This window comes from Bradyrhizobium sp. STM 3557, from assembly GCF_045571465.1.
Classification (GTDB): domain Bacteria; phylum Pseudomonadota; class Alphaproteobacteria; order Rhizobiales; family Xanthobacteraceae; genus Bradyrhizobium.
This window is the reverse complement of the sequence record NZ_CP120697.1, coordinates 3,574,347-3,595,053: the sequence shown is the minus strand read 5'-3', so window position 1 is coordinate 3,595,053 and position 20,707 is coordinate 3,574,347. Positions and strand designations below refer to the sequence as shown.

The 20,707-nt window shown below is 65.0% G+C and carries 18 protein-coding genes; 6 read left to right on the top strand and 12 right to left on the bottom strand.

What is annotated here, in order from left to right:
- Positions 1-56 precede the first annotated feature (56 nt).
- The 8 genes from P6U24_RS16255 to P6U24_RS16220 all read right to left on the bottom strand — a co-directional run bounded on the left by P6U24_RS16255 (position 57) and on the right by P6U24_RS16220 (position 8,838).
- The gene (locus P6U24_RS16255) at positions 57-974 is read right to left on the bottom strand and encodes an SDR family NAD(P)-dependent oxidoreductase (RefSeq protein WP_407160078.1); all 918 of its coding nucleotides are present in this window, start codon (positions 972-974) and stop codon (positions 57-59) included.
- A 19-nt stretch (positions 975-993) separates the two neighbouring features.
- Positions 994-1,470 carry a MaoC family dehydratase gene (locus P6U24_RS16250; RefSeq protein ID WP_407160077.1) on the bottom strand — a complete coding sequence of 159 codons (477 nt, stop codon included), beginning with the start codon at positions 1,468-1,470 and terminating at the stop codon, positions 994-996.
- Between the two features lie 3 nt (positions 1,471-1,473).
- Entirely contained in the window at positions 1,474-3,195 is a 1,722-nt protein-coding gene (locus tag P6U24_RS16245) for an AMP-binding protein (RefSeq protein WP_407160076.1), read from the bottom strand.
- A complete protein-coding gene (gene mmsB / locus P6U24_RS16240) occupies positions 3,192-4,085 on the bottom strand; it encodes a 3-hydroxyisobutyrate dehydrogenase (RefSeq protein WP_407160075.1) in 894 nt (297 codons plus the stop codon). The genes P6U24_RS16245 and mmsB overlap by 4 nt, the downstream gene beginning before the upstream one ends.
- Before the next feature lie 28 nt (positions 4,086-4,113).
- Entirely contained in the window at positions 4,114-5,214 is a 1,101-nt protein-coding gene (locus tag P6U24_RS16235) for an enoyl-CoA hydratase/isomerase family protein (protein WP_407160074.1), read from the bottom strand.
- Positions 5,211-6,356 (bottom strand): isobutyryl-CoA dehydrogenase, encoded by a 1,146-nt coding sequence (locus P6U24_RS16230; protein WP_407160073.1) that lies wholly within the window; start codon positions 6,354-6,356, stop codon positions 5,211-5,213. The genes P6U24_RS16235 and P6U24_RS16230 overlap by 4 nt, the downstream gene beginning before the upstream one ends.
- A gap of 151 nt (positions 6,357-6,507) precedes the next feature.
- On the bottom strand, positions 6,508-8,004 hold the full coding sequence (locus P6U24_RS16225; protein WP_407160072.1) for a CoA-acylating methylmalonate-semialdehyde dehydrogenase: 1,497 nt from the start codon (positions 8,002-8,004) through the stop codon (positions 6,508-6,510).
- A gap of 171 nt (positions 8,005-8,175) precedes the next feature.
- Positions 8,176-8,838, bottom strand: a complete 663-nt coding sequence (locus P6U24_RS16220) for a TetR/AcrR family transcriptional regulator (protein ID WP_407160071.1) — start codon at positions 8,836-8,838, stop codon at positions 8,176-8,178.
- Between the two features lie 170 nt (positions 8,839-9,008).
- Here P6U24_RS16220 and P6U24_RS16215 point away from each other — a divergent pair, with 170 nt between their 5' ends.
- From P6U24_RS16215 to P6U24_RS16200, 4 genes are all read left to right on the top strand, one after another.
- Positions 9,009-9,779, top strand: a complete 771-nt coding sequence (locus tag P6U24_RS16215) for an enoyl-CoA hydratase (RefSeq protein WP_407160070.1) — start codon at positions 9,009-9,011, stop codon at positions 9,777-9,779.
- 269 nt (positions 9,780-10,048) lie between these two features.
- The gene (locus tag P6U24_RS16210; RefSeq protein WP_407160069.1) at positions 10,049-11,245 is read left to right on the top strand and encodes a thiolase family protein; all 1,197 of its coding nucleotides are present in this window, start codon (positions 10,049-10,051) and stop codon (positions 11,243-11,245) included.
- Positions 11,246-11,342: 97 nt separating this feature from the next.
- A complete protein-coding gene (locus tag P6U24_RS16205) occupies positions 11,343-12,638 on the top strand; it encodes an MFS transporter (protein ID WP_407160068.1) in 1,296 nt (431 codons plus the stop codon).
- A gap of 213 nt (positions 12,639-12,851) precedes the next feature.
- Positions 12,852-14,507 carry a carbamoyltransferase gene (locus P6U24_RS16200; RefSeq protein WP_407160067.1) on the top strand — a complete coding sequence of 552 codons (1,656 nt, stop codon included), beginning with the start codon at positions 12,852-12,854 and terminating at the stop codon, positions 14,505-14,507.
- Positions 14,508-14,509: 2 nt separating this feature from the next.
- Here the strand turns inward: P6U24_RS16200 and P6U24_RS16195 are convergent, their stop codons facing one another.
- Both P6U24_RS16195 and P6U24_RS16190 read right to left on the bottom strand, forming a co-directional pair.
- Positions 14,510-16,069 (bottom strand): acyl-CoA carboxylase subunit beta, encoded by a 1,560-nt coding sequence (locus tag P6U24_RS16195; RefSeq protein WP_407160066.1) that lies wholly within the window; start codon positions 16,067-16,069, stop codon positions 14,510-14,512.
- On the bottom strand, positions 15,999-17,000 hold the full coding sequence (locus P6U24_RS16190; RefSeq protein ID WP_407160065.1) for an IclR family transcriptional regulator: 1,002 nt from the start codon (positions 16,998-17,000) through the stop codon (positions 15,999-16,001). The genes P6U24_RS16195 and P6U24_RS16190 overlap by 71 nt, the downstream gene beginning before the upstream one ends.
- Positions 17,001-17,150: 150 nt before the next feature.
- On the opposite strand from P6U24_RS16190, the gene P6U24_RS16185 reads away from it, so the two are divergent.
- Together P6U24_RS16185 and glsA are read left to right on the top strand one after the other, a co-directional pair.
- The gene (locus tag P6U24_RS16185; protein ID WP_407160486.1) at positions 17,151-17,372 is read left to right on the top strand and encodes an acetyl-CoA carboxylase biotin carboxyl carrier protein subunit; all 222 of its coding nucleotides are present in this window, start codon (positions 17,151-17,153) and stop codon (positions 17,370-17,372) included.
- Between the two features lie 119 nt (positions 17,373-17,491).
- Entirely contained in the window at positions 17,492-19,375 is a 1,884-nt protein-coding gene (glsA, locus tag P6U24_RS16180; protein WP_407160064.1) for a glutaminase A, read from the top strand.
- On the opposite strand, the gene P6U24_RS16175 is transcribed toward glsA, so the two are convergent.
- Together P6U24_RS16175 and P6U24_RS16170 are read right to left on the bottom strand one after the other, a co-directional pair.
- A complete protein-coding gene (locus P6U24_RS16175) occupies positions 19,372-20,091 on the bottom strand; it encodes a class I SAM-dependent methyltransferase (protein WP_407160063.1) in 720 nt (239 codons plus the stop codon). The genes glsA and P6U24_RS16175 overlap by 4 nt on opposite strands.
- Positions 20,092-20,159: 68 nt before the next feature.
- Positions 20,160-20,684 carry a carboxymuconolactone decarboxylase family protein gene (locus P6U24_RS16170; RefSeq protein ID WP_407160062.1) on the bottom strand — a complete coding sequence of 175 codons (525 nt, stop codon included), beginning with the start codon at positions 20,682-20,684 and terminating at the stop codon, positions 20,160-20,162.
- Between the last annotated feature and the right edge of the window lie 23 nt (positions 20,685-20,707).

Sequence of the window (20,707 nt, the reverse complement as noted above, 5' to 3'; positions counted from 1 at the left end):
GCGCAATTGCGCATCATAGCTCATCGCTTCGCGAGGCCCCGGAATGACGGTGAGCGTTACAGCTTGATTCCCAACCTTGCCGCGGCCTGGGCAACGTATTTCTGCGTCTGCTCGAACGCGCCCTGCAACGCCTTGGCCTTCGACATGTCGCTGATCTCCTGGAAATGCGCGACGATGGCATCCGGCGTCCAGTCGGACCGGGGCAGATTGATGCCCTCGCTCTCCACGATCTTGATGACCGCGAACGAGCCGGCGCCCGCGCCCATGATGGTCCTGGTCGGCGCGTCCTCGCTCAGCATGTATTCCACCGCCGGCGTGATCGCCTCCGGCTTCATCAGTTCGAGCGCCTGCGGCGGCAGCAGCTCCTCGGTCATACGGGTGGCAGCGGTCGGCGAGATCGTGTTGACCCGGATGTTGTTCTTGCGGCCCTCTTCCGCCAGCACGTTCATCAGGCCGACCATGCCGGTCTTTGCCGCGCCATAATTGGCCTGGCCGAAATTGCCGTACAGGCCGGACGACGATGTCGTCAGCACGATGCGGCCGTAATTGCGCTCGCGCATGCCGGCCCAAACCGCCTTGCAGCAATAGAAACTGCCGACCAGATGCACGTCCAGCACCTTGGCGAAGTCCGCCACCTCCATCTTGCCGAACGACTTGTCACGCAGGATGCCGGCATTGGCGCAGAGCAGATCGACACTGCCCCACTCCCTGGTGGCGCGCTCGACCATCGCACTCACCTGCTCGAAATTCGATACGTCGGCGCCATCCGCCATCGCGGTGCCGCCGGCCTTTTCGATCTCCTCGACCACGGCCTGCGCCGGGGTCAGCGAGCCGCCGGTACCGTCACGCGCGCCGCCGAAATCATTGACCACGACCTTGGCGCCGCGGCTCGCCAATCCCAGCGCATGCGCGCGGCCAAGCCCATTGCCGGCGCCGGTGACAATGGCGACGCGTCCGTCAAATCTGATTGCCATGTGCTGATATCCTGAACTTTCAAGCGAGAACGATGAGGCCGAGCCAATGAGCGACGAGTGCGGGCTTGGGCTCTCCCTCGATCTCGACCGACACGTGGGTCACCGACTGCAACTCCTTCGGCCGGCGCAGCTCGGCTTTTGCCAGAGTGAAACGGCCACGCACGCGTTGTCCCGACTTGACCGGCGACATGAAGCGCAGCCTGTCGAAGCCGTAGTTGACGCCCATCGCGGTGCCCTCGATCGCCGGCATCACCTCATAGGACATCACGCTGAGCAGCGACATCGTGAGAAAACCGTGCGCAATGGTCGTGCCGAACGGCGTCGCCTTGGCGCGCTCCGGATCGACGTGAATGAACTGGTGATCCTCGATCACATCGGCATAGGCATCGATGCGCTTCTGATCGACGACATGCCACGACGAGACGCCGATCTCCTGCCCGACCAGCGCCTGGTAGGACTCAAGCGAAATCGGCGGCTTCTTCCAGATCTGTTCCATGCTCTAGCTTTCGGTCGGACGGCTGCGCTGCAGCTCGGGAAAGTCTTCTTCCTTGAACTCGACGCCGCGCAGGGCGTCGTCGCGATTATTGTCGTGCTCGAGCCGCCGCAGCTGCACGCGCCGGATCTTGCCCGAGATCGTCTTCGGCAGCTCGGTGACAAGCTCGATGCGCCGGATCCGCTTGAACGGCGCCAGCCGCGCCTGCAGATGTTCGAAGATCGACAGCGCGGTGGCGCGCGAGCGCTCCGCGCCCGATGTCAGCAGCACATACGCCTTGGGAATCGCGAGCCGGATCGGATCGGGGCTCGGCACCACGGCGGCTTCAGCAACTGCCTCGTGCTCCAGCAGCACGCTCTCCAGCTCGAACGGCGAGATACGGTAGTCCGACGACTTGAACACGTCATCGGAGCGGCCGACGAAAGTGAGATAGCCATCGTCATCGGCGAACACGACATCGCCGGAGCGATAGCGCGCGCCATCGGTGCCGGAGAGCTTGCCATCATCGCCCTGATAACCTTGCATGAGGCCGGCCGGACGATCGGCGCCGAGCACCAGGGTCACCTCGCCCTCTTTCGTGACGTTGCCGTCGATGTCGGTGATCTCGATGCGGTAGCCCGGCAGCGGCCGGCCCATCGAGCCGATCTTCACCGCCTGCCCCGGCGAGTTGCCGACGATCGCGGCGGTCTCGGTCTGGCCGTAGCCGTCACGGATGGTCAGGCCCCAGGCGTTACGCACCTGATCGATCACTTCGGGATTGAGCGGCTCGCCGGCACCGCAGACTTCGCGCAGGGCCACCTTGAAGTCGGAAAGACGCTCCTGGATGAACAGACGCCACACGGTCGGCGGCGCGCACAGCGTGGTGACGCCGCAACGGCCGATGATGGCGAGCAGCCCCTTGGCGTCGAAGCGCGGCTGGTTGACCACGAACACCGTAGCGCCGGCATTCCATGGCGCGAAGAAGCAGCTCCAGGCATGCTTGGCCCAGCCCGGCGAGGAGATGTTGAGATGGATGTCGCCGGGCTGCAGGCCGAGCCAGTACATGGTCGAGAGGTGCCCGACCGGATAGCTGCGCTGGCTGTGCCGCACCAGCTTCGGCTTGGCTGTCGTGCCGGACGTGAAATAGAGCAGCATGGGGTCGTCGGCGTTGGTCGGACCGTCGGGCGCGAACTCTTCCGGCGCGCTCGCAGACTGCTCGAACGGCAGCCAGCCATCTGTGGCGGTGCCGACCACGATGCGCGTCAGCCCTTCCGCGCCGAGGCTCGCGAATTTCGCGACCTGATCTTGCGCTGCGACCACCGCCTTGGCGCGGCCGCGATCGAGCCGATCGCGTAGTTCGTCCGCTGTCAAAAGTGTAGTAGCCGGGATCACGACGACGCCGAGCTTCATCGCGGCCAGCATGGTCTCCCACAGCGGTACGACATTGCCAAGCAGCAGCAACAAATGATCGCCGCGCCTCAAGCCCTGCGCACGCAGGAAGTTTGCAACCTGGTTGGAGCGGCGCGACAGCGCCGAAAAAGAGAGTTTGGTCTGCCGGTCCTGCGCCGCATCGACGATCCACAGCGCAAGTCGATCACGGCTTGCGGGATCGCGGGCCAGTTCGGCGTCGAACCAGTCCAGCGCCCAGTTGAACGGCACCGGATCGGGCCAGCGAAAGCCCTTGACGGCGGCTTCATAATCGGTGCGATGGTTCAGCAGAAAGCTGCGCGCGTCTTGAAAGGTCGTCATCGCCCGCCCTCCGCCAGTTTGCGGACATGTTGAATGATGCCGGAGAAATCCACGCCACTATTACCCGCCGCATCGAACGCCTTGTAGATTTCCTGTGCATGCTGGCCGAGCGGTGTCGCGGCGCCCACTGCCTTCGCCGCGTCCTGCGACAGCGTGAGATCCTTCAGCATCAGCGCGGTGGCGAAGCCCGGTCTGTAGCCGTTATTTGCGGGTGAGGCCGGCACCGGTCCCGGCACCGGGCAATAGGATGTCAGCGACCAGCACTGGCCTGACGAGGTCGAGGCGACATCGAACAGCGCCTGATGCGACAGGCCGAGCTTCTCGCCCAGCGCAAAGGCCTCACCGACCGCGATCATCGAGATGCCAAGGATCATGTTGTTGCAGATCTTGGCCGCCTGGCCCGCGCCGGCGCCGCCGCAATGGACGATCTTCTTGCCCATCGCCTCCAGGATCGGCTTTGCGGTCGCGAACGCGCCCTCCTCGCCGCCGCACATGAAGGTGAGCGTCGCCGCCTTGGCGCCCCCGGTGCCGCCGGACACCGGCGCGTCGACGGAGGCGATGCCGTGCTTGGCGGCCAGCGCATGCGCAGCCCGCGCGCTTTCGACATCGATCGTGGATGAATCGATGATCAGCGCGCCCTCGGACATCGCGGGCACGACGTCGTTCCAAACCGCGAGCACATGCTTGCCGGCCGGCAGCATCGTCAGGACGATCTCAGCGCCCTTGACCGCAGCCGCAGCGCTGTCGGCGATCTCGGCGCCATCGCTCCTGGCCTGCGCTCGCAACGCCTCGACCAGATCGAACGCCACCACCTCGTGGCCGGCCTTGATGAGGTTGGCGGCCATCGGTCCGCCCATATTGCCGAGGCCGATGAATGCGATCCTTGCCATATTGCTTTTCCTCCCCTCGGACGTCCCGTTATTTGCTTGGCGATTTACTTGGCGGGAATGTCAGCTCGTCGGCGCCAATCTCGGCAAGATACGGCGCCAGCATCGCCGGTGTCACGTCATCGATATCAGGCGGCGACCATTTCGGATTACGGTCCTTGTCGATGATCGCGGCGCGCACGCCCTCGCGGAAATCATCGCTGCGGAACACTTCGAGTGCAGCGCGATATTCCCGCACCAGGCATTCCTCGAGCGAGGCGGCGCCGCGCGCCAGCCGCAGCAGCGTCAACGTCACGACCATGCCGCGCGGCGATTTCTCCTGCAGCGCCTTCAAGGTCGCGCGCGCCAGCTCGGAGCCGTCCTGCTTCAGCGCGGCGACGATGTCGTGCATGCTGTCATGGGCGAACCAGGCATCGATCTTGTCCTGCTGCGCCGCGACCGGCCCCGCACTTTCGCCGGTGGCGAAGCCCTCGATCAGTTGCGCAATCTCGCGGGGCGGCGTGCCGGGACGGACCTTGGTCAGGGCCTCGCGCAGCGCCGGCCATTCGCCGGACGACACGACAGCGTCGGCAAAGCGCGCATGGATCGCGTCGGGTCCGTTCATGGTCTGGCCAGTGAGACCAAAATAAGCGCCGAGCTCGCCGGGCGCACGCGACAGGAGCCAGGTGCCGCCGACGTCGGGGAAGAAGCCGAGCCCGACCTCCGGCATTGCGAGCTTGGTACGTTCGGTGACGATGCGATGGCGGCCATGCGCCGACAGGCCGACGCCGCCGCCCATCACGAGGCCATCCATGTACGCGACATAGGGCTTCGGGAACGCGGCAATGCGCGCGTTCATGATGTATTCCTGGCGCCAGAACACCTTGCCGAGATCGCCGCCTTGTTTCGAGCTTTCATAGAGCCCGCGAATATCGCCGCCGGCGCACAGCCCTCGCTCGCCCGCGCCCTCGAGAATGATGACAGCGATTTCAGGATCGGCCTCGAACCGATCGAGCGCCGCGTCGATGCCGAGCGACATCTCCAAGGTCATCGCGTTGATCGCCTTCGGGCGGTTGAGCCGGATGATTCCGGCCGCGCCCTCCCGGCGAACGATCAGGTCGCCCGCCTCCGCGGCCGCCGTCGTATCCATCATCGCGCGTCCTCGATCAGCTTGCGCGACACGATCAGCCGCATGATCTCGTTGGTGCCTTCGAGGATCTGGTGCACGCGCAAATCGCGCACGATCTTCTCGATGCCATATTCGCTCAAATAGCCGTAGCCGCCATGCAGCTGCAGCGCCTGATTGGCGACCTCGAAGCCGACATCGGTACCGAAGCGCTTGGCCATCGCGCACAGCATGGTCGCATCCGAATCCTTGCGGTCGAGCGCAGCCGCCGCGCGCCAGACGAAGCTGCGCGCCGCCTCCAGCTCGATCGCCATGTCGGCGAGACGAAACTGCAGCGCCTGGAATTCATCGAGCCGCTTGCCGAACGCCTTGCGCTCCCTGGTATAGGCCAGCGTCTTGTCTAGCGCGGCCTGCGCACCGCCGAGCGAGCACGCCGCGATGTTGAGGCGGCCGCCATCGAGCCCGGCCATCGCGATCTTGAAGCCGATACCTTCCTCGCCGAGACGGTTGGCGACCGGGACGCGGGCATTCTCGAAGATCACCGCGCGGGTCGGCTGCGCGTTCCAACCCATCTTGCGCTCGTTGGCACCGAACGAGACGCCCGGCGTGTTCGCAGGGATCACCACGGTCGAGATACCGCCTGCGCCCTCGCCGGCGGTGCGCACCATCGCAACCAGGAGGCCCGTGGCGCCCGCACCTGAGATGAACTGTTTCTGGCCATTGAGCACGTAATGATCGCCGTCGCGCACCGCACGGGTGCGCAACGCCGCAGCATCCGAGCCCGCGCCAGGCTCGGTCAAGCAATAGCTCGCGATCAGCTCCATGGTGCAGAGTTTCGGCAGATAGGCTTGGCGCTGCGCCTCGGTGCCGAAGGTGTCGATCATCCACGAAGCCATGTTGTGGATGGAGATGAAGGCCGACACGGTCGGGCACCCCGTGGCCAGCGCCTCGAAGATCAGCGCCGCGTCGAGCCGGGACAAGCCGGAGCCGCCGACATCGTCGCGGATGTAGATGCCGCCCATGCCGAGCGATGCGGCCTCCCGCATCACATCGACGGGGAAATGCTTCTCCTCATCCCAACGCAGCGCATGCGGCGCGATCTTCTCCGCGGCGAAGGACCGCGCCATGTCGCGCAGTGCGATCTGATCCTCGTTGAGAGCGAATTGCATGCGTCAGTCGGGTTTCCTCTTGCTTGAGCCGAGCTAACTGGTCTCGCCGTCATTGCGAGCGAAGCAATCCAGCGCTGCGAGGTAGGTCTGGATTGCTTCGTCGCCTTCGGCTCCTCGCAATGATGGCGCTAAGTCCTGACGGTCTTCCCTGTCACTTCATCGTCGGGATCGAGAACTCCGCGCCGTCCTTGACGCCGGACGGCCAGCGCGAGGTCACGGTCTTGGTCTTGGTGTAGAAGCGGATCGAATCCGGGCCGTGCTGGTTGAGATCGCCGAAGCCGGACTTCTTCCAGCCGCCGAACGTGTAATAGGCGATCGGCACCGGGATCGGCACGTTGATGCCGACCATGCCGACGTTCACGCGTGCAGCGAAATCGCGCGCGGCGTCGCCGTCGCGGGTGAAGATCGCGACACCATTGCCGTAATCATGATCGGACGGCAACGCCAGCGCTTCCGCATAATCCTTGGCGCGCACCACCGACAGCACGGGGCCGAAGATCTCCTCCTTGTAGATGCGCATGTCCTTGGTGACGTTGTCGAACAGGCAACCGCCCATGTAGAAGCCGTTCTCATAGCCCTGCATCTTGAAGCCGCGGCCGTCGACCGCCAGCGTCGCGCCTTCCTTGATGCCGATCTCGACATAGTTCTTGACGCGCTCGACCGCCTCCTTCGTTACCAGCGGGCCGTAATCGGCCGACGGATCGATCGAGGTGCCGATCTTCAAGGACTCCACGCGCGGGATCAGCTTCTCCATCAGCCGGTCCGCGGTGGTCCTGCCGACGGGAACGGCGACCGATACCGCCATGCAGCGCTCGCCGGCCGAGCCGTAACCGGCGCCGATCAACGCGTCGACCGCCTGGTCCATGTCGGCGTCGGGCATCACGATGGCGTGGTTCTTGGCGCCGCCAAAACACTGGCAGCGCTTGCCGTGGGCGGCGGCACGCTCATAGATGTATTGCGCGATCGGCGAGGAGCCGACGAAGCCCACCGCCATAACATCGGGATCTTCCAGGATGGCGTCGACCGCCTCCTTGTCGCCATTGACGACGTTGAGGATGCCTGCGGGGAGGCCGGCTTCGATCATCAGCTCGGCCAGCTTCATCGGCACGCCGGGGTCGCGCTCGCTCGGCTTGAGGATGAAGGCGTTGCCGCAGGCGATCGCGGGCGCGAATTTCCACATCGGAATCATCGCCGGGAAATTGAACGGCGTGATGCCGGCAACGACACCGAGCGGCTGGCGCATCGAAAAAATGTCGATGCCGGGGCCGGCCCCCTCGGTGAATTCGCCCTTCATCAGGTGCGGGATGCCGCAGGCGAATTCGACCACCTCCAGACCGCGCTGGATGTCACCCTTGGCATCGGGAATTGTCTTGCCGTGCTCGCGCGCGAGCAGCTCGGCGAGCTTGTCGTAGTCGCGCTGGACCAGCTCGAGGAACTTCATCATGATGCGCGCGCGGCGCTGCGGGTTTGTCGCGGCCCAGGCCGGCTGCGCGGCCTTGGCGTTCTCCACGGCTGCCCGCAGCTCGGCGCGAGAGGCCAGCGCCACCTTGGCCTGGACCTCGCCGGTCATCGGCTCGAACACGTCGGCGGTCCGCCCCGAGGTACCTTTGACCTCGCGGCCGCCGATGAAATGACCGATTGAACGCATGCTGTCCTCCCGTAAACCAAGTGCCGATTTGGCCGGCATCTTGCAGTCTTTGCAGCGTTTGGGAAGGGTCTATCCGCGCGGCGGAACTGCGAAAATGCTGCCCTTACCGCCGCGCCACCGCCGACGTCATCGCGCGGTCGGGGCGGGTTGCGGGACGCGATCGGGCTGGCGTCAACGCCGCGCGGCTGCGGCCGCGGTCTTGCCTATGGTGCGCTTTCGCGCGACCGGCTTCGCGGCGCTCTTCGGCACATCGCCGCCATACGCGCAGGCCAGCGCGGCGACCCGGCCAGCGTCCAGGATCTCGTCCGAGAATTCGCCACTGCCGGCGATGCGCGCCATCACCAGCGTACCCATCAGGGTCGCAAGCATCGCAGAGGCCCGCTTGCGCGCGACCTTGGGCGAAACACCCATGATGTTTTCGGCAAACAGGTCGACCATGGCTTCGAGCTTGGCCGCGAAGGCCTTGCGCGTCTTCGGGCTCTCGCGGGCAATCTCGGCACCGAGCGCCGGAATGGCGCAGCCATGGCCCACATCGTCGCGATGCTGGGGACACAGATAGCCATCCACGATCGCGGGTAGGCGCTTCTCCGGCGCGAGCTCGGCCAGCACCTTACGCCATCGCTCGGTCGAACGATCCATCGCATCCCCGAACGCCTCGATGACAAGCGCTTCCCGCGAGGCGAAATGGGCATAGAAGCCGCCATGGGTCAGACCGGCCTCTTTCATCAGGTCGGCGACGCCGACGCCGTGTGCGCCCTTCTCCCGCAGCCGCACCGAGGCCTTGCGAACGATTCGCGCGTGGGTTTCCGCCTTGTGTTCCGGAGAATACCGCATGGCTGTCCTATGGCATGTTCTCAATCATATAATAGCAGCTTCGTTCGGCGATCGCTGCAGCTATTTCATTAATTTGCATTGATCTAAATCGGGGTGGTTGACATTGCCGCGGTTTCGCCTGGAACTGGCCTCGCCACCTGGCCCGTAAATGTCGCCCCGCGAGATATTCCATGGACATGCTCAATTCTCATTGCGGCATCGGTCGCGATTCCCGCGGCGTCGTGACGCTGACCATCTGCAATGCCGGCTCGCTCAACATCCTCAGCTCTGCTGTGACCGACGGTCTGCGCGCGGGCCTGGAACAGCTCGCTGGCGATGCCTCGATCCGCGTGCTGGTGCTGTCGGGCCAGAGCGGCAAGAGCCTGATCGGCGGCGCGGATATCAAGGAGATGGCGAGGCTCGACCAGGCATCGGCCGAGGCGTTCATCACGCGCCTTGCCCAACTCTGCGAAGCCGTGCGCGCCTTCCCTGCTCCCGTCGTCGCGCGGATGCCGGGCTGGTGCCTTGGCGGCGGGCTTGAAGTGGCTGCGGCCTGCGACATCCGCATCGCGGCACATGATGCCAAGTTCGGCATGCCCGAGGTCCGCGTCGGCATCCCCTCGGTGATCCATGCCGCGCTGCTGCCGCGGCTGATCGGCTGGGGCCGCACCCGCTGGCTGCTGCTCACCGCGGAGACAATCGATGCGCCGACCGCGCTCGCATGGGGTCTGGTCGACAAGGTCGCGCCGGACGGCGGGCTGGATGCTGCCGTCGAGCACACGGTGGCATCGCTGCTGGCGTGTGGGCCACAGGCGCTGCGCGCACAGAAGGCGCTGCTGCGGCAATGGGAGGAACTGCCGCTGAAGCAATCGGTCGATATCTCGATCGGCGCGTTTGGCCGCGCGTTCCTGACCGACGAACCGAAGCGCCTGATGCAGGAATTCGTCGACCGGAAGCGATAGGTTTCGCAACTTTTTCCAAGAAGGTTGCGCTTTTTGGACGAATGATCGCGGCGGAGATTGCAGGGGTCGTGGGTTCGTCATGCCCCGCGCAGGCGGGGCATCCAGTAATCGCCGGTGTTTACTGGATCATCCGCTTTCGCGGATGATGACGACAGAGCCAGCAGTATCCACCGTTTATCTCACGGCAAGTTCAGCTCGGCATGTCCGTTGCAATTCTGGTGGCAGATTATATGATGAGTGTAATATCACAGATATCAAGGGAACACGCCATGGCCGCCTCGCCCGATCCCGTCGTCATCCTCTCCGCCGCCCGCACGCCGCTCGGCCGCTTCATGGGCGAATTGTCGCCCCTGAGCGCCAACAAGCTCGGCGCCCATGTCATCAAGGCCGCGCTGACGCGCGCGGGCCTCGCAGCCGACGCCGTCGACGAGGTGTTCATGGGCAACGTGCTGCCGGCCGGCCAGGGCCAGGCGCCGGCCCGCCAGGCTGCGCGGGCTGCCGGCCTGCCGGATGCCACCGGCGCGACCACCATCAACAAGGTCTGCGGCTCCGGCATGAAGGCAACCATGCTGGCGCACGACATCATCCATGCCGGCTCCGCCGGGATCGTGATTTCCGGCGGCATGGAGAGCATGACCAATGCGCCGTACCTCCTCGCCAAGGCGCGCGGCGGCTACCGCGCCGGCCATGACCGCATTCTCGATCACATGATGCTGGACGGGCTGGAGGACGCCTATGAGACCGGCCGCTCGATGGGCGATTTCGGCGAGGCCACCGCCGAGGCCTATCAGTTCACCCGGGCGGACCAGGATGCTTACGCCATCGAGACGCTGACCCGCGCGCGCAAGGCGGTCGAAAGCGGCGCGTTCAAGGCCGAGATCGCGCCGATCACCATCGCTGAAAAATCCGGCCCGCGCGAGATCAGCAATGACGAGCATCCGCTCAAGGTCGACCCGGCCAAGATCCCTGCGCTGAAGCCGGCGTTCCGCACCGGCGGCACCATCACGCCGGCTGCTTCGTCCGCCAATGCCGACGGCGCCGCCGCACTCGTGCTCGCCAATCGCTCGCGCGCCGAGCGCGATGGCCTGCCCGTCATCGCCGAGATCAAGGGCCACGCCACCCATAGCCAGGAGCCGCAATGGTTCACGACCGCGCCGATCCCGGCGATACGCAAGCTCCTGGATAAGGTCGGCTGGAGCGTCGCCGACGTCGACCTGTTCGAGATCAACGAGGCGTTCGCCGTGGTCGCCATGGCCGCGCAGCGCGATCTCGGCATTCCACGCGAGCGCCTCAACGTCAATGGCGGCGCCTGCGCGCTCGGCCATCCGATCGGCGCCACCGGCGCGCGATTGATCGTGACCCTGCTGCACGCGATGCAGGCGCAGAACTTGCGGCGCGGGGTCGCCGCCCTGTGCATCGGCGGCGGCGAAGCCACGGCAATCGCCGTCGAGCGGACCGCGAGCTAACGATGTCCTGAAACGAGGGAACTTAGTCATTTCAGTCATCTGCCCCGTTCTGTCAGAATGGGGTTCAACGTCCCGCATTTCATCCTGACGAGGCCCAATGATCTCGAACTGGCTCGCGGCCGCGCTCGACCGCCGCAACATTCATTACGGCTGGGTGATGGTCGCCGTCACCTTCTTCGCCGCCCTGGTCTCGGCCGGCACGGTCGGCGCGCCCGGCGTGTTCATCGTGCCGCTTCAGCATGAGTTCGGCTGGAGCACCGCGGAGATTTCCTCGGCGCTGTCGATCCGCTTCATTCTGTTCGGGCTGATGGCACCGTTCGCGGCCGCCCTGCTCAACCGCTACGGCCTGCGCAACGTGACGCTGGCCGCGCAGCTCATCGTGGTCTCGGCGCTGCTCGGCTCGCTGGCCATGACCAGGGTCTGGCATCTCGTTGCGCTGTGGGGTGTCGTGATCGGCATCGGCACCGGCATGACCGCGCTGGTGCTGGGCGCGACCATCGCGACCCGCTGGTTCGCCGAGCGCCGCGGCCTCGTGGTCGGCATCCTCACGGCCAGCGTGGCCACAGGGCAGCTCGTGTTTCTGCCATTGATCGCGAGCCTGACCGACCATTTCGGCTGGCGCGTGGCGCTGGGTCTCGTCTGCGTCGCACTCGGCGTCGCGGCCTTCGCCGTGCTGATGCTAATGCGCGACCGTCCGAGCGACGTCGGGTTGCGTCCCTATGGCGACAAGAGCACCGAGCCCCTGCCCGCGCCGCCTGCGACCAACGCACCGATCCTTGCCGCCGCGCTCGGCACCTTGCGCGACTCCTCGCGCTCGGCTGCGTTCTGGATCCTGTTCGCGACCTTCTTCATCTGCGGTGCGTCGACCAACGGGCTGGTGCAGGTGCATCTGATTCCGATGTGCCTCGATTTCGGCATTCCGCAGGTCCAGGCCGCAAGCCTGCTCGCCGCGATGGGCATCTTCGACTTCTTCGGCACCATCATCTCGGGCTGGCTGTCGGACCGCTACGATAATCGCTGGCTGCTGTTCTGGTATTACGGCCTGCGTGGCCTGTCGCTGGTGTTCCTGCCGTTCACGGACTTCTCGTTCTACGGCCTGTCGCTGTTTGCGATGTTCTATGGGCTGGACTGGATCGCCACCGTGCCGCCGACGGTGCGTCTGACCGCGCAGCGCTTCGGCGCCGAGCGCGCCAACCTGGTGTTCGGATGGATCTTCGCCGGCCATCAGCTCGGCGCCGGCACCGCGGCGTTCGGCGCGGGCCTCTCGCGCACGCTGCTTGCGAGCTATCTGCCCGCTTTCTTCATGGCCGGCGTGCTCTGCATCGTCGCGGCTCTCCTGGCGCTGGCGATCGTCCGCCAGCCCAAGCCGGTCGCTGCCGCAGCCGCGGCCTGATCGAGCGACAACGATCTCAGCAATCCCGCTGTTCATCTGAGCGATGCGAGAAGGGCAGCCCCTGGGCTGCCCTTCTGCTGCGGCCCGAGAATGCCATAATGTCGCGTCCTGGTAGGCAGCGCGGCGGCGGGACCGGCGGGAGCCAACGACCATCGCTGCGCGAGGAACAGCAGGCGCAGAGGTAAATCTGTGAATATTCTGGGAATCAATGCGGTGTATCATGATACGGCCGCCGCGCTGCTCGTCGACGGCAAGCTCGTCGTCGCCGTCGAGGAGGAGCGGTTCAGCCGCATCAAGCACGGCAAGAGGCCCGACGTCGACAACCCGCATCAATTCCCCGAGCGCGCGATCCGCTTCTGCCTGGATTATGCCGGCCTGACCGCTGAGGACATCGATCACGTCGCCTACTCGTTTGATCCAGAACTGCGCCGAACGCGATTTCGCGCCGAGTGGTGGCAGGACCCGCGCGCCGAGGAGGTGTTCCTGCTACGGCTCGGCCAGGTGCGCGATGTCGCCGATGGAGTTCTTCGAAGGCAGCTACGACAAAAATTCCATTTCGTGCCCCACCATCTCGCGCACGCCGCCTCGGCCTATTTCCCTTCGGGCTTCGACCAGGCCGCCATTCTCACCGTCGACGGCATCGGCGAGGCGGCCGCCTCGACGCTGGGGAAAGCCGTCGGCAAGCATATCGAGTCCATCGAGACATACGACTTTCCCCACTCTCTCGGTTTCGCCTGGGAGGTGATCTGCGGCTATCTCGGTTTCGACCCGTACGACGCCTCCAAGCTGATGGGCCTCGCTGCCTACGGCAATCCGGAGACCTTTCGTCGCCAGCTCAAGCAGATGATACGCGTCGGCGAGGAGGATTATGCGGTCGATCCGGAAGCGATGGGCTTCCAGTCGGTCAAGACGAGCAGATTGGAGAGCCTGCTTGGTCCACCGCGCTATGAGGGCATGGCATTCGAACGCCGGCACGCTGATATCGCGGCCGCACTCCAGGTCGCTACGAATGAGGCGATCATGGCGCTGGCCCGGCGCGTCAGACGGAAGGTGCCATTCGACAAATTGTGCTTCTCAGGCGGTGTCGCACTGAATTGCGTCACCAACGAACTCGTCAAGCGGTCGGGCCTTTTCTCCGAGGTATTCATCCCTTATGCGCCGCAAGACTCCGGCACCGCGATCGGTGCCGCCCTTGTCGTGCATTGCGCAAAAGCAAAGGGTCCGCCCGAGCGTGGCAATTCAACGCCCTATCTCGGTCCCGAATTCGATCGTCGCGAGATTCTCGCGGCGGTCAAATCGTCCGGCTTCACGCCTCAGCTCAGCAAGAACCCGGCCCGCGACGCGGCCGAGATGCTCGCCGAGGGCAAGATCGTCGCCTGGTTCCAGGGGCGCATGGAGTTCGGGCCGCGCGCGCTTGGCAACCGCTCGCTCCTTGCCGATCCGCGCCGGCCGGACATGCGCAACATCCTCAATCAGAAGGTCAAGCACCGCGAGGACTTCCGCCCCTTCGCGCCAAGCGTCCTCGCCGAGCATGCCGACGAATGGTTCGACGTGGGCGACCACGTGAGGAGCCACGAGTTCATGCTGTTCGCCTGCCCGGTCAGGTCGGACCGCAAGGATCGCATTCCTGCCGTCCTGCATCAGGACGGCACCGCCCGACTGCAGCTCGTGAGCCGCGCGTCGAACCCGCGCTACCATGAACTGATCTCGTGCTTTCATGAGCTGACCGGCGTTCCGCTCGTCGTCAACACCTCCTTCAACGACAGCGAGCCCATCGTCTGCACGCCGGCGGACGCGATCGTCACGTTCCGCAAATCGGGCATCGACGCGCTATTCATGGACAACGTCTATCTAACGGCAGACAGCTAGGCTCACGGCCTCGTCGTCATCGCGGCCGGCGGGCCCGGCGTGCGCAGCGGCTCGGCGAGGCGCGCAAACTCACAGAGCAGCGCGCGCGTCTTGCGCGGATCGATGATCTCCTCGACCCAGAATTTCTCGGCGGAGCGGAACGGCGAACGCAGCTTGTTGAGCCGCTCCTCGATCTCCTTCAGCTTCGCCTTCGGATCGGGGGCAGCATCGATCTCGGCGCGATAGGCCGCCTCGATGCCGCCTTCCAGCGGCAGCGAGCCCCAATAGGCCGACGGCCAGGCATAGCGCACGGAGAAGCGGTCCGCGGGCTGATGCACCACGCCGGCAACGCCGAACGAGTTGCGCACGATCACCGTGCACCACGGCACGGTCGACTGATTGACGGCGGCCATCGCGCGCACGCCGTGACGGATGGTGGCGGCCTTCTCGGCCTCCAGCCCGATCATGAAGCCAGGGCAATCCATCAAATAGACGATCGGCAAATGGAAGGTCTCGGCGAAGTCGACCCAGCGCACCACCTTCTGGCAGGCGTCCGCCGTCCACGAGCCGCCATAATGGAAGGGATCGCTGGCGAGCACCACGACCGCGCGGCCCTCGAGGCGCGCCAGCCCCACGATGATCGGCCGGCCGAAATTCTGCGCCACCTCGAAGAACGAGCCATGATCGACCACGGACTCGATGATCGGCCGCATCTTGTAGACCTGGCGGCGGTTGCGCTGCACGGCATTGAGCAGCGCCTCATCGTGGCGCTCAGGATCATCTGTGCACGGCACGGTCGGCGGCAGCTCATGGACCGACGGCGGCAGATAGGACAGGAAGCGCCGCGCGCAGGCGAACGCCTCCTCCTCCGTGTCCACTGCATGGTCGACCGCACCGGCGCGGGTCTGGATGTCGGCGCCGCCAAGCTCCTGCTTGCCGAGATCCTGCCCGAGCCGTTTCACCACGGGCGGGCCGGCGACGAACATCGCCGACGCTTTGGTCATGATCGAATAATGACTGGCGGCGAGCCGCGCGGCACCCAGCCCCGCGACCGAGCCCAGGCCCAGCGCGACCACCGGGACGCGCGACAGGTTCTCCGTCGTATAACGATACCAGCGATTGCCGCCGATGCCGCCCGGCAGGTTGGCCGCGCCCTTGGTCTCGATCGTCTTCACCGAGCCGCCGCCGCCCGAACCTTCGATGATGCGGATGATCGGCAGACGGAAGTCGTGCGCCATCTCCTCGGCCATCAGCGGCTTGGCGGAGATCGAGGCATCGGCCGAACCGCCGCGCACAGTGAAGTCGTCGCCGACCACGACCACGGTGCGGCCGTCGATCCTGGCACGGCCGAACACGCAGTTCGCGGGCGTCACATGCTTGAGCTCGCCCCGCTCGTCATATTCGCCGAGACCGGCGATAGCGCCGATCTCGTGGAAGCTGCCGCGGTCGATCAATCCCTCGATGCGTTCGCGGACGGTGAGCCGGCCCTGGTCGTGCTGGCGCTTGACCTTCTCAACGCCCCCCATCTCCCGCGCGAAGGCTTCGCGCCGGTTGAGTTCGTCGAGCTCGGGCTTCCAGACCATTCATCTCCTCCGGCCGGGTGATCGTGTCGGTGTTCTTGTGATTGTTCTTGATATTGTTCTTGGGCGTCACCGGGAGCGGTTTTCTGTCGATCCGACCGTTGAACATCTCGGCCTCGGCGCCCTGCAGCAGCGCACCGACAGTGCGGCCGAGCTCAAGCATGGGACGCGCTACTTCTTCATGCAGACGCGCCTCGTCATACATCGCCGAAAGCAGCCCGATCGTCAGCACGACAAAGGTCTGGTACTGCGGCGACCACAGCGGCAGCGCCAGGCCGTTGATATGCGGGCTCCACAGGCCGCAGGCCGTGACATAGCCATGCTCCTTGAGATGCAGCCGGTTGGCGGCAAGCCGCGGACGCAGCGCCTGCGCCGCCTCCGGCATCTCCCGCTCCATCTCGACCAGCAGCGCGTCGCCAACTTCCGGCTCCAGCGCGGCCACATAGGCATGGCCTGCCGCTGTGCTCGCCATCGAGATCCGGCTGCCGGTGGTCTCGTGCAAGCCGAGCGCGTTGGCGGCGCGGCCGAACTCCAGATAAACGAGATGAAAGCGATCGGGGATCACGAAGCCGACCGTGCCTGGCAATTGCTCGGCGACATCCTGCAGCCGCTGGCGGATCAGGTTGCGCAGCTGCAAGCCGCGCGTCATCGAGGTGCTCATCGCCACTGCGCTCGGCCCGATGCGGTACTTCTGGTCGCGCGGCAGATAGACCAGCTGGCCCATCCGCGTCAGCGTGTGTGTCAGGCGCGATACCGTCGAACGCGGCAGCCCGCAGCGATTGGAGATCTCCAGATTGCCGAGGCGCGCCTCGTGTCCTTCGAAGCAGCGGAGCACATCGAACGCCCGCGACACCACCTGAATGACATCCCCTTCCCCGGTCATATCACCAGGGAGCATTCCCACCCTGCTCAGTCGCTCCGAGCGTCGTCCCATGCGCTGCGCTTCCCTCTAATTTCGCTGTGCGGAATGAAATTCCACTTGAAGGACAAGCTACCTCAGGCAATCTGCTGCCACAACAAAAAGCCGTGTATTAAAACCAGCGTTGCTAGCGTGCTGGCACAAGACGCTGCGCCGGGGAGTGGAATGCGAGAGATCAAGGTCGTGACCGAGGTCGCAGGTCGCGTCTGCGCGCTGCCGGCGGAAATCGGCGGCAGTGTCAGTGCCGGTGATGACATCGTGTTTGTCGAAGCCATGAAGATGGAAATACCGGTGCCCTCGCCGGCCGCCGGCACGCTGACATTGTTGCTGGTGAAGCTCGACGATGTGGTGGCCGAGGGCCAGGTGGTCGCGATCGTCGCAGCCTGAGCACGCTTCAAACGTGAGCGGCGGTAATATTTGATCTGCCTTGGGCAAACTGTGGGCTGGCTGATCGTGCCCGGCTGCGACATAACCGCCGCCGAGCTCCATCTCCGGCGAGTTTGACCATGTCCCCTGCGCAGCCCGGGCCGCGTGCCAAGGCTCTCCGCAATCCGCAAAATCCTCAAGCCTGGGCGGCCTCGATGCCGCCGCTGCAACGCTTTCTCGCGGCCTGCCACGCGGATTTCCGCAGCGATGATGACGGCGCAGTCGCGAGCTACATCCCCGAACTCGGCAAGGCCGATCCTGCGCATTTCGGCATCAGCCTCGCGACGCTGGACGGCCATGTCTACGAGATCGGCGACAGCCGCATCCCTTTCACCATCCAGTCGATGTCGAAGCCCTTTGTGTTTGCGCTGGCCTTGGACACGCTGGGCGCAGCCAGAGTCGAGAGCGTGATCGGCGTCGAGCCCTCCGGCGATCCCTTCAACTCGATCCGGCTCAACGCGGAGAATCATCCGTTCAACCCGATGGTCAATGCCGGCGCGATCGCCTGCAGCGGCCTCATTCGCGAGACCAAGGGCGAGAATGCTTTCGAGACGATCCGCGATGCACTGAGCCGGTTTGCCGGACGCGCGCTCGACGTCGACGAAGCGGTGTTTGCCTCCGAGCGCGCGACCGGCGACCGCAACCGCGCCATCGGCTATCTCCTGCGCAATTCCGATGTCATCACGGTCGATGTCGGCGCCGTGCTCGACGTTTACTTCCGGCAATGCGCCGTGCTGGTCACCGCGCGCGATTGCGCGGTCATGGCGGCGACGCTCGCCAATCGCGGCGTCAACCCGGTGACCGGCGAGCAGGTGGTGAGCACCTATGCGGTGGCGCGGACATTGTCGGTGATGACGTCGAGCGGCATGTACGATTATGCCGGCGAATGGATCTACCGCATCGGCATTCCCGCCAAGAGCGGCGTCGGCGGCGGCATCCTCGCCAGCCTGCCCGCGCGGCTCGGGCTTGGCAGCTATTCGCCGCGGCTCGACAAACATGGCAACAGCGTGCGCGGCATCCACGTGTGCGAGGCGCTGTCGTCGCATTACGACCTGCACATGCTCAACCGCAGCGACGATGCGCGCAGCGCAATCATCGCCGACTATGACATCGGTGCCAGCCCGTCGCGGCGCAGCCGCAGGGTCCAGGAACGCAACATTCTGGCGCAGCATCCGGACGCCGTGCGCGTCCTTGAGCTGGTCGGAACGCTGTCGTTCTCCAATGCCGACTACGTCTCGCGCCAGCTCGCGCGCAGTCCGATCCGGCCGCAATTCGTCATCTTCGACCTGCGCCGCGTCACCGCGATGACGCCGGCGGGCCTGCGTCTGCTGGTCGAGCTGTTCCACGAGCTCGCCGAGTTCCACGTCACCGTCATCCTCTCTGGCGTCCGTCGCTCCTCGCCGGAGTGGAACGACATCACCGCACTCACCGGCGATATCTCCAATGTCCGCGACTTCTATCTGCTCGATACCGCGATCGAATGGGCCGAGGATCAGATCGTCTACCGTTATGGCGGCGCGATCGACTTTCTCGAAACCACCGAACTCGGCGAGCAGCCTCTGCTGGCCGGACTGACGGCGGCCGAAATTGCCGAGCTCGCCGCGCTTGCCACGATCAACCTCTATCAGCAGAGCGAGCGCATCATCGCCGCCGGCGATCCCGCCACCTCGCTGTTCTTCCTGCGCTCCGGCGTGGTCCATGTGACGCTGCCTGACGGCGTCAGGCTGGCCACCCTCACCGCGGGGCAAGCCTTCGGTGAGATGGCGCTGATCGAGCCGCAGCGCTCGGCCGATGTATTCGCCGATTTCTCCGCGACCGCGTTCGAGATCGCGCTCAGCGACTTCGAACGCTTTCGCATGCAGCATCCGAAAGCCGGAGAGACCATCATGCGCAACCTGGCCAAGCTGCTCGCGGACCGGCTGATCGTCGCCAATGCACGGCTCGATGTGCTGAAAGCGGATTAGGACACGGCCGGCTTCTGCCATTCCATCACCACGAACCACGGCACGCGCCGGGCGCGCTCCTGATGCGCAGCATCGCCCGACACCGGCGCGGGCTCGGCAAAGAAGGTCAGGTTGAGCCCGGCTTCGAGGAACGCGGCCATATAGGCCGACAGCGGGCGGTGCCAGTTCTCGATCCGAATGCCTGCCCAGGCGAACCAGAACGGATATTCGTCGAGATAGCGGTCGACTGGAAAATGCAGATGGCGCCCAGCCTCGTCCTTCACCCAGCCCTGCTCTGCGCCAGCGGAGGTAAACCCGTTGAGGTTTGCAATCAGCACCACACCGCCCGGCCGCACCACCCGCGCCATCTCGCGGATCGCGGTCCTGAAATCGGCAATGTCGACCAGCGTGACGTAGCTGACGACAAGATCGAAGCTCGCGCTTTCGAAGTGGAGCTGTTCCGCACGACCGAACCGATAGTCTCCTGCAGGGTCGCGCTTGCGCGCCGTCTCCAGCAATGGCGGCGTTCGATCGATCCCGGTGACGGCGATGCCGCGTGCCGCAAGCAGCCGGCAGAAGCGTCCCTCGCCGCAGCCGACATCGAGTGCGTTTCGAAAGCGCCCGTTGCCGATCCGCGCCAGCATCGCCGGATCGAGCACGTGCTCGCGCCCCCAATCGCCGCGCTCGCCGACCGAATCAATCCACGCCTGCGCGGAACTTTCCCACCCATTGTCCATCGATGTTCCCTGACGACTTTGACCAAATTCGCCGTCATACACGGATCAGGTAACGTCACAATGTCGCCTTAGATGATCTCCTCGGCCTGCTGCATGTCGATCATGAACGTTTCGAGGAACCTGGATGTCATCACGTAGAATCCGACCGCGAGCTGCAGCTCGACCAGCGCAGCTGGTGACAATTTTGCGGCAATTGCCCTGAATGTGGCATCAGTCGGACGCTTCAGCGTCACAATCTCGTCGGTGAAGGCCAATGCGGCACGCTGCACCTCATTGAAGCATGAGGCGCTCTGCCAATTCTCGATCGCCACATTCTGCTCGTCGGTGACACCGACGTTCTTGCCGATTCGCTTGTGGGCCACGACCTCGTAAGGGGCTTCGCACAGGATGCCGGTGCGCGTGATCGCGAGTTCCCTCACCACAGGATCGAGCTCGCCTTTATGGCGAATGGCGCCGCCGAGCCGGCAATATTGCTCCAGATGATCAGGCGAATGCGCCAGCATGCGGAAAATATTAGCGTTCCGATTCTTCGAAAGCAGCTCGCGGGTCCGCTCGCTGAAACCGGCAGGATCGGCATAGTCGATGCGGGCCATCGGGTTCCTCCCTGAAATCACTG

Excerpts from the sequence above, each read along its gene's own strand:
- P6U24_RS16255 (WP_407160078.1), bottom strand. The coding sequence starts at position 974 with ATGGCAATCAGATTTGACGGACGCGTCGCCATTGTCACCGGCGCCGGC.
- P6U24_RS16250 (WP_407160077.1), bottom strand. The coding sequence starts at position 1,470 with ATGGAACAGATCTGGAAGAAGCCGCCGATTTCGCTTGAGTCCTACCAG.
- P6U24_RS16245 (WP_407160076.1), bottom strand. The coding sequence starts at position 3,195 with ATGACGACCTTTCAAGACGCGCGCAGCTTTCTGCTGAACCATCGCACC.
- mmsB (WP_407160075.1), bottom strand. The coding sequence starts at position 4,085 with ATGGCAAGGATCGCATTCATCGGCCTCGGCAATATGGGCGGACCGATG.
- P6U24_RS16235 (WP_407160074.1), bottom strand. The coding sequence starts at position 5,214 with ATGATGGATACGACGGCGGCCGCGGAGGCGGGCGACCTGATCGTTCGC.
- P6U24_RS16230 (WP_407160073.1), bottom strand. The coding sequence starts at position 6,356 with ATGCAATTCGCTCTCAACGAGGATCAGATCGCACTGCGCGACATGGCG.
- P6U24_RS16225 (WP_407160072.1), bottom strand. The coding sequence starts at position 8,004 with ATGCGTTCAATCGGTCATTTCATCGGCGGCCGCGAGGTCAAAGGTACC.
- P6U24_RS16220 (WP_407160071.1), bottom strand. The coding sequence starts at position 8,838 with ATGCGGTATTCTCCGGAACACAAGGCGGAAACCCACGCGCGAATCGTT.
- P6U24_RS16215 (WP_407160070.1), top strand. The coding sequence starts at position 9,009 with ATGGACATGCTCAATTCTCATTGCGGCATCGGTCGCGATTCCCGCGGC.
- P6U24_RS16210 (WP_407160069.1), top strand. The coding sequence starts at position 10,049 with ATGGCCGCCTCGCCCGATCCCGTCGTCATCCTCTCCGCCGCCCGCACG.
- P6U24_RS16205 (WP_407160068.1), top strand. The coding sequence starts at position 11,343 with ATGATCTCGAACTGGCTCGCGGCCGCGCTCGACCGCCGCAACATTCAT.
- P6U24_RS16195 (WP_407160066.1), bottom strand. The coding sequence starts at position 16,069 with ATGGTCTGGAAGCCCGAGCTCGACGAACTCAACCGGCGCGAAGCCTTC.
- P6U24_RS16190 (WP_407160065.1), bottom strand. The coding sequence starts at position 17,000 with ATGGGACGACGCTCGGAGCGACTGAGCAGGGTGGGAATGCTCCCTGGT.
- P6U24_RS16185 (WP_407160486.1), top strand. The coding sequence starts at position 17,151 with ATGCGAGAGATCAAGGTCGTGACCGAGGTCGCAGGTCGCGTCTGCGCG.
- glsA (WP_407160064.1), top strand. The coding sequence starts at position 17,492 with ATGTCCCCTGCGCAGCCCGGGCCGCGTGCCAAGGCTCTCCGCAATCCG.
- P6U24_RS16175 (WP_407160063.1), bottom strand. The coding sequence starts at position 20,091 with ATGGACAATGGGTGGGAAAGTTCCGCGCAGGCGTGGATTGATTCGGTC.
- P6U24_RS16170 (WP_407160062.1), bottom strand. The coding sequence starts at position 20,684 with ATGGCCCGCATCGACTATGCCGATCCTGCCGGTTTCAGCGAGCGGACC.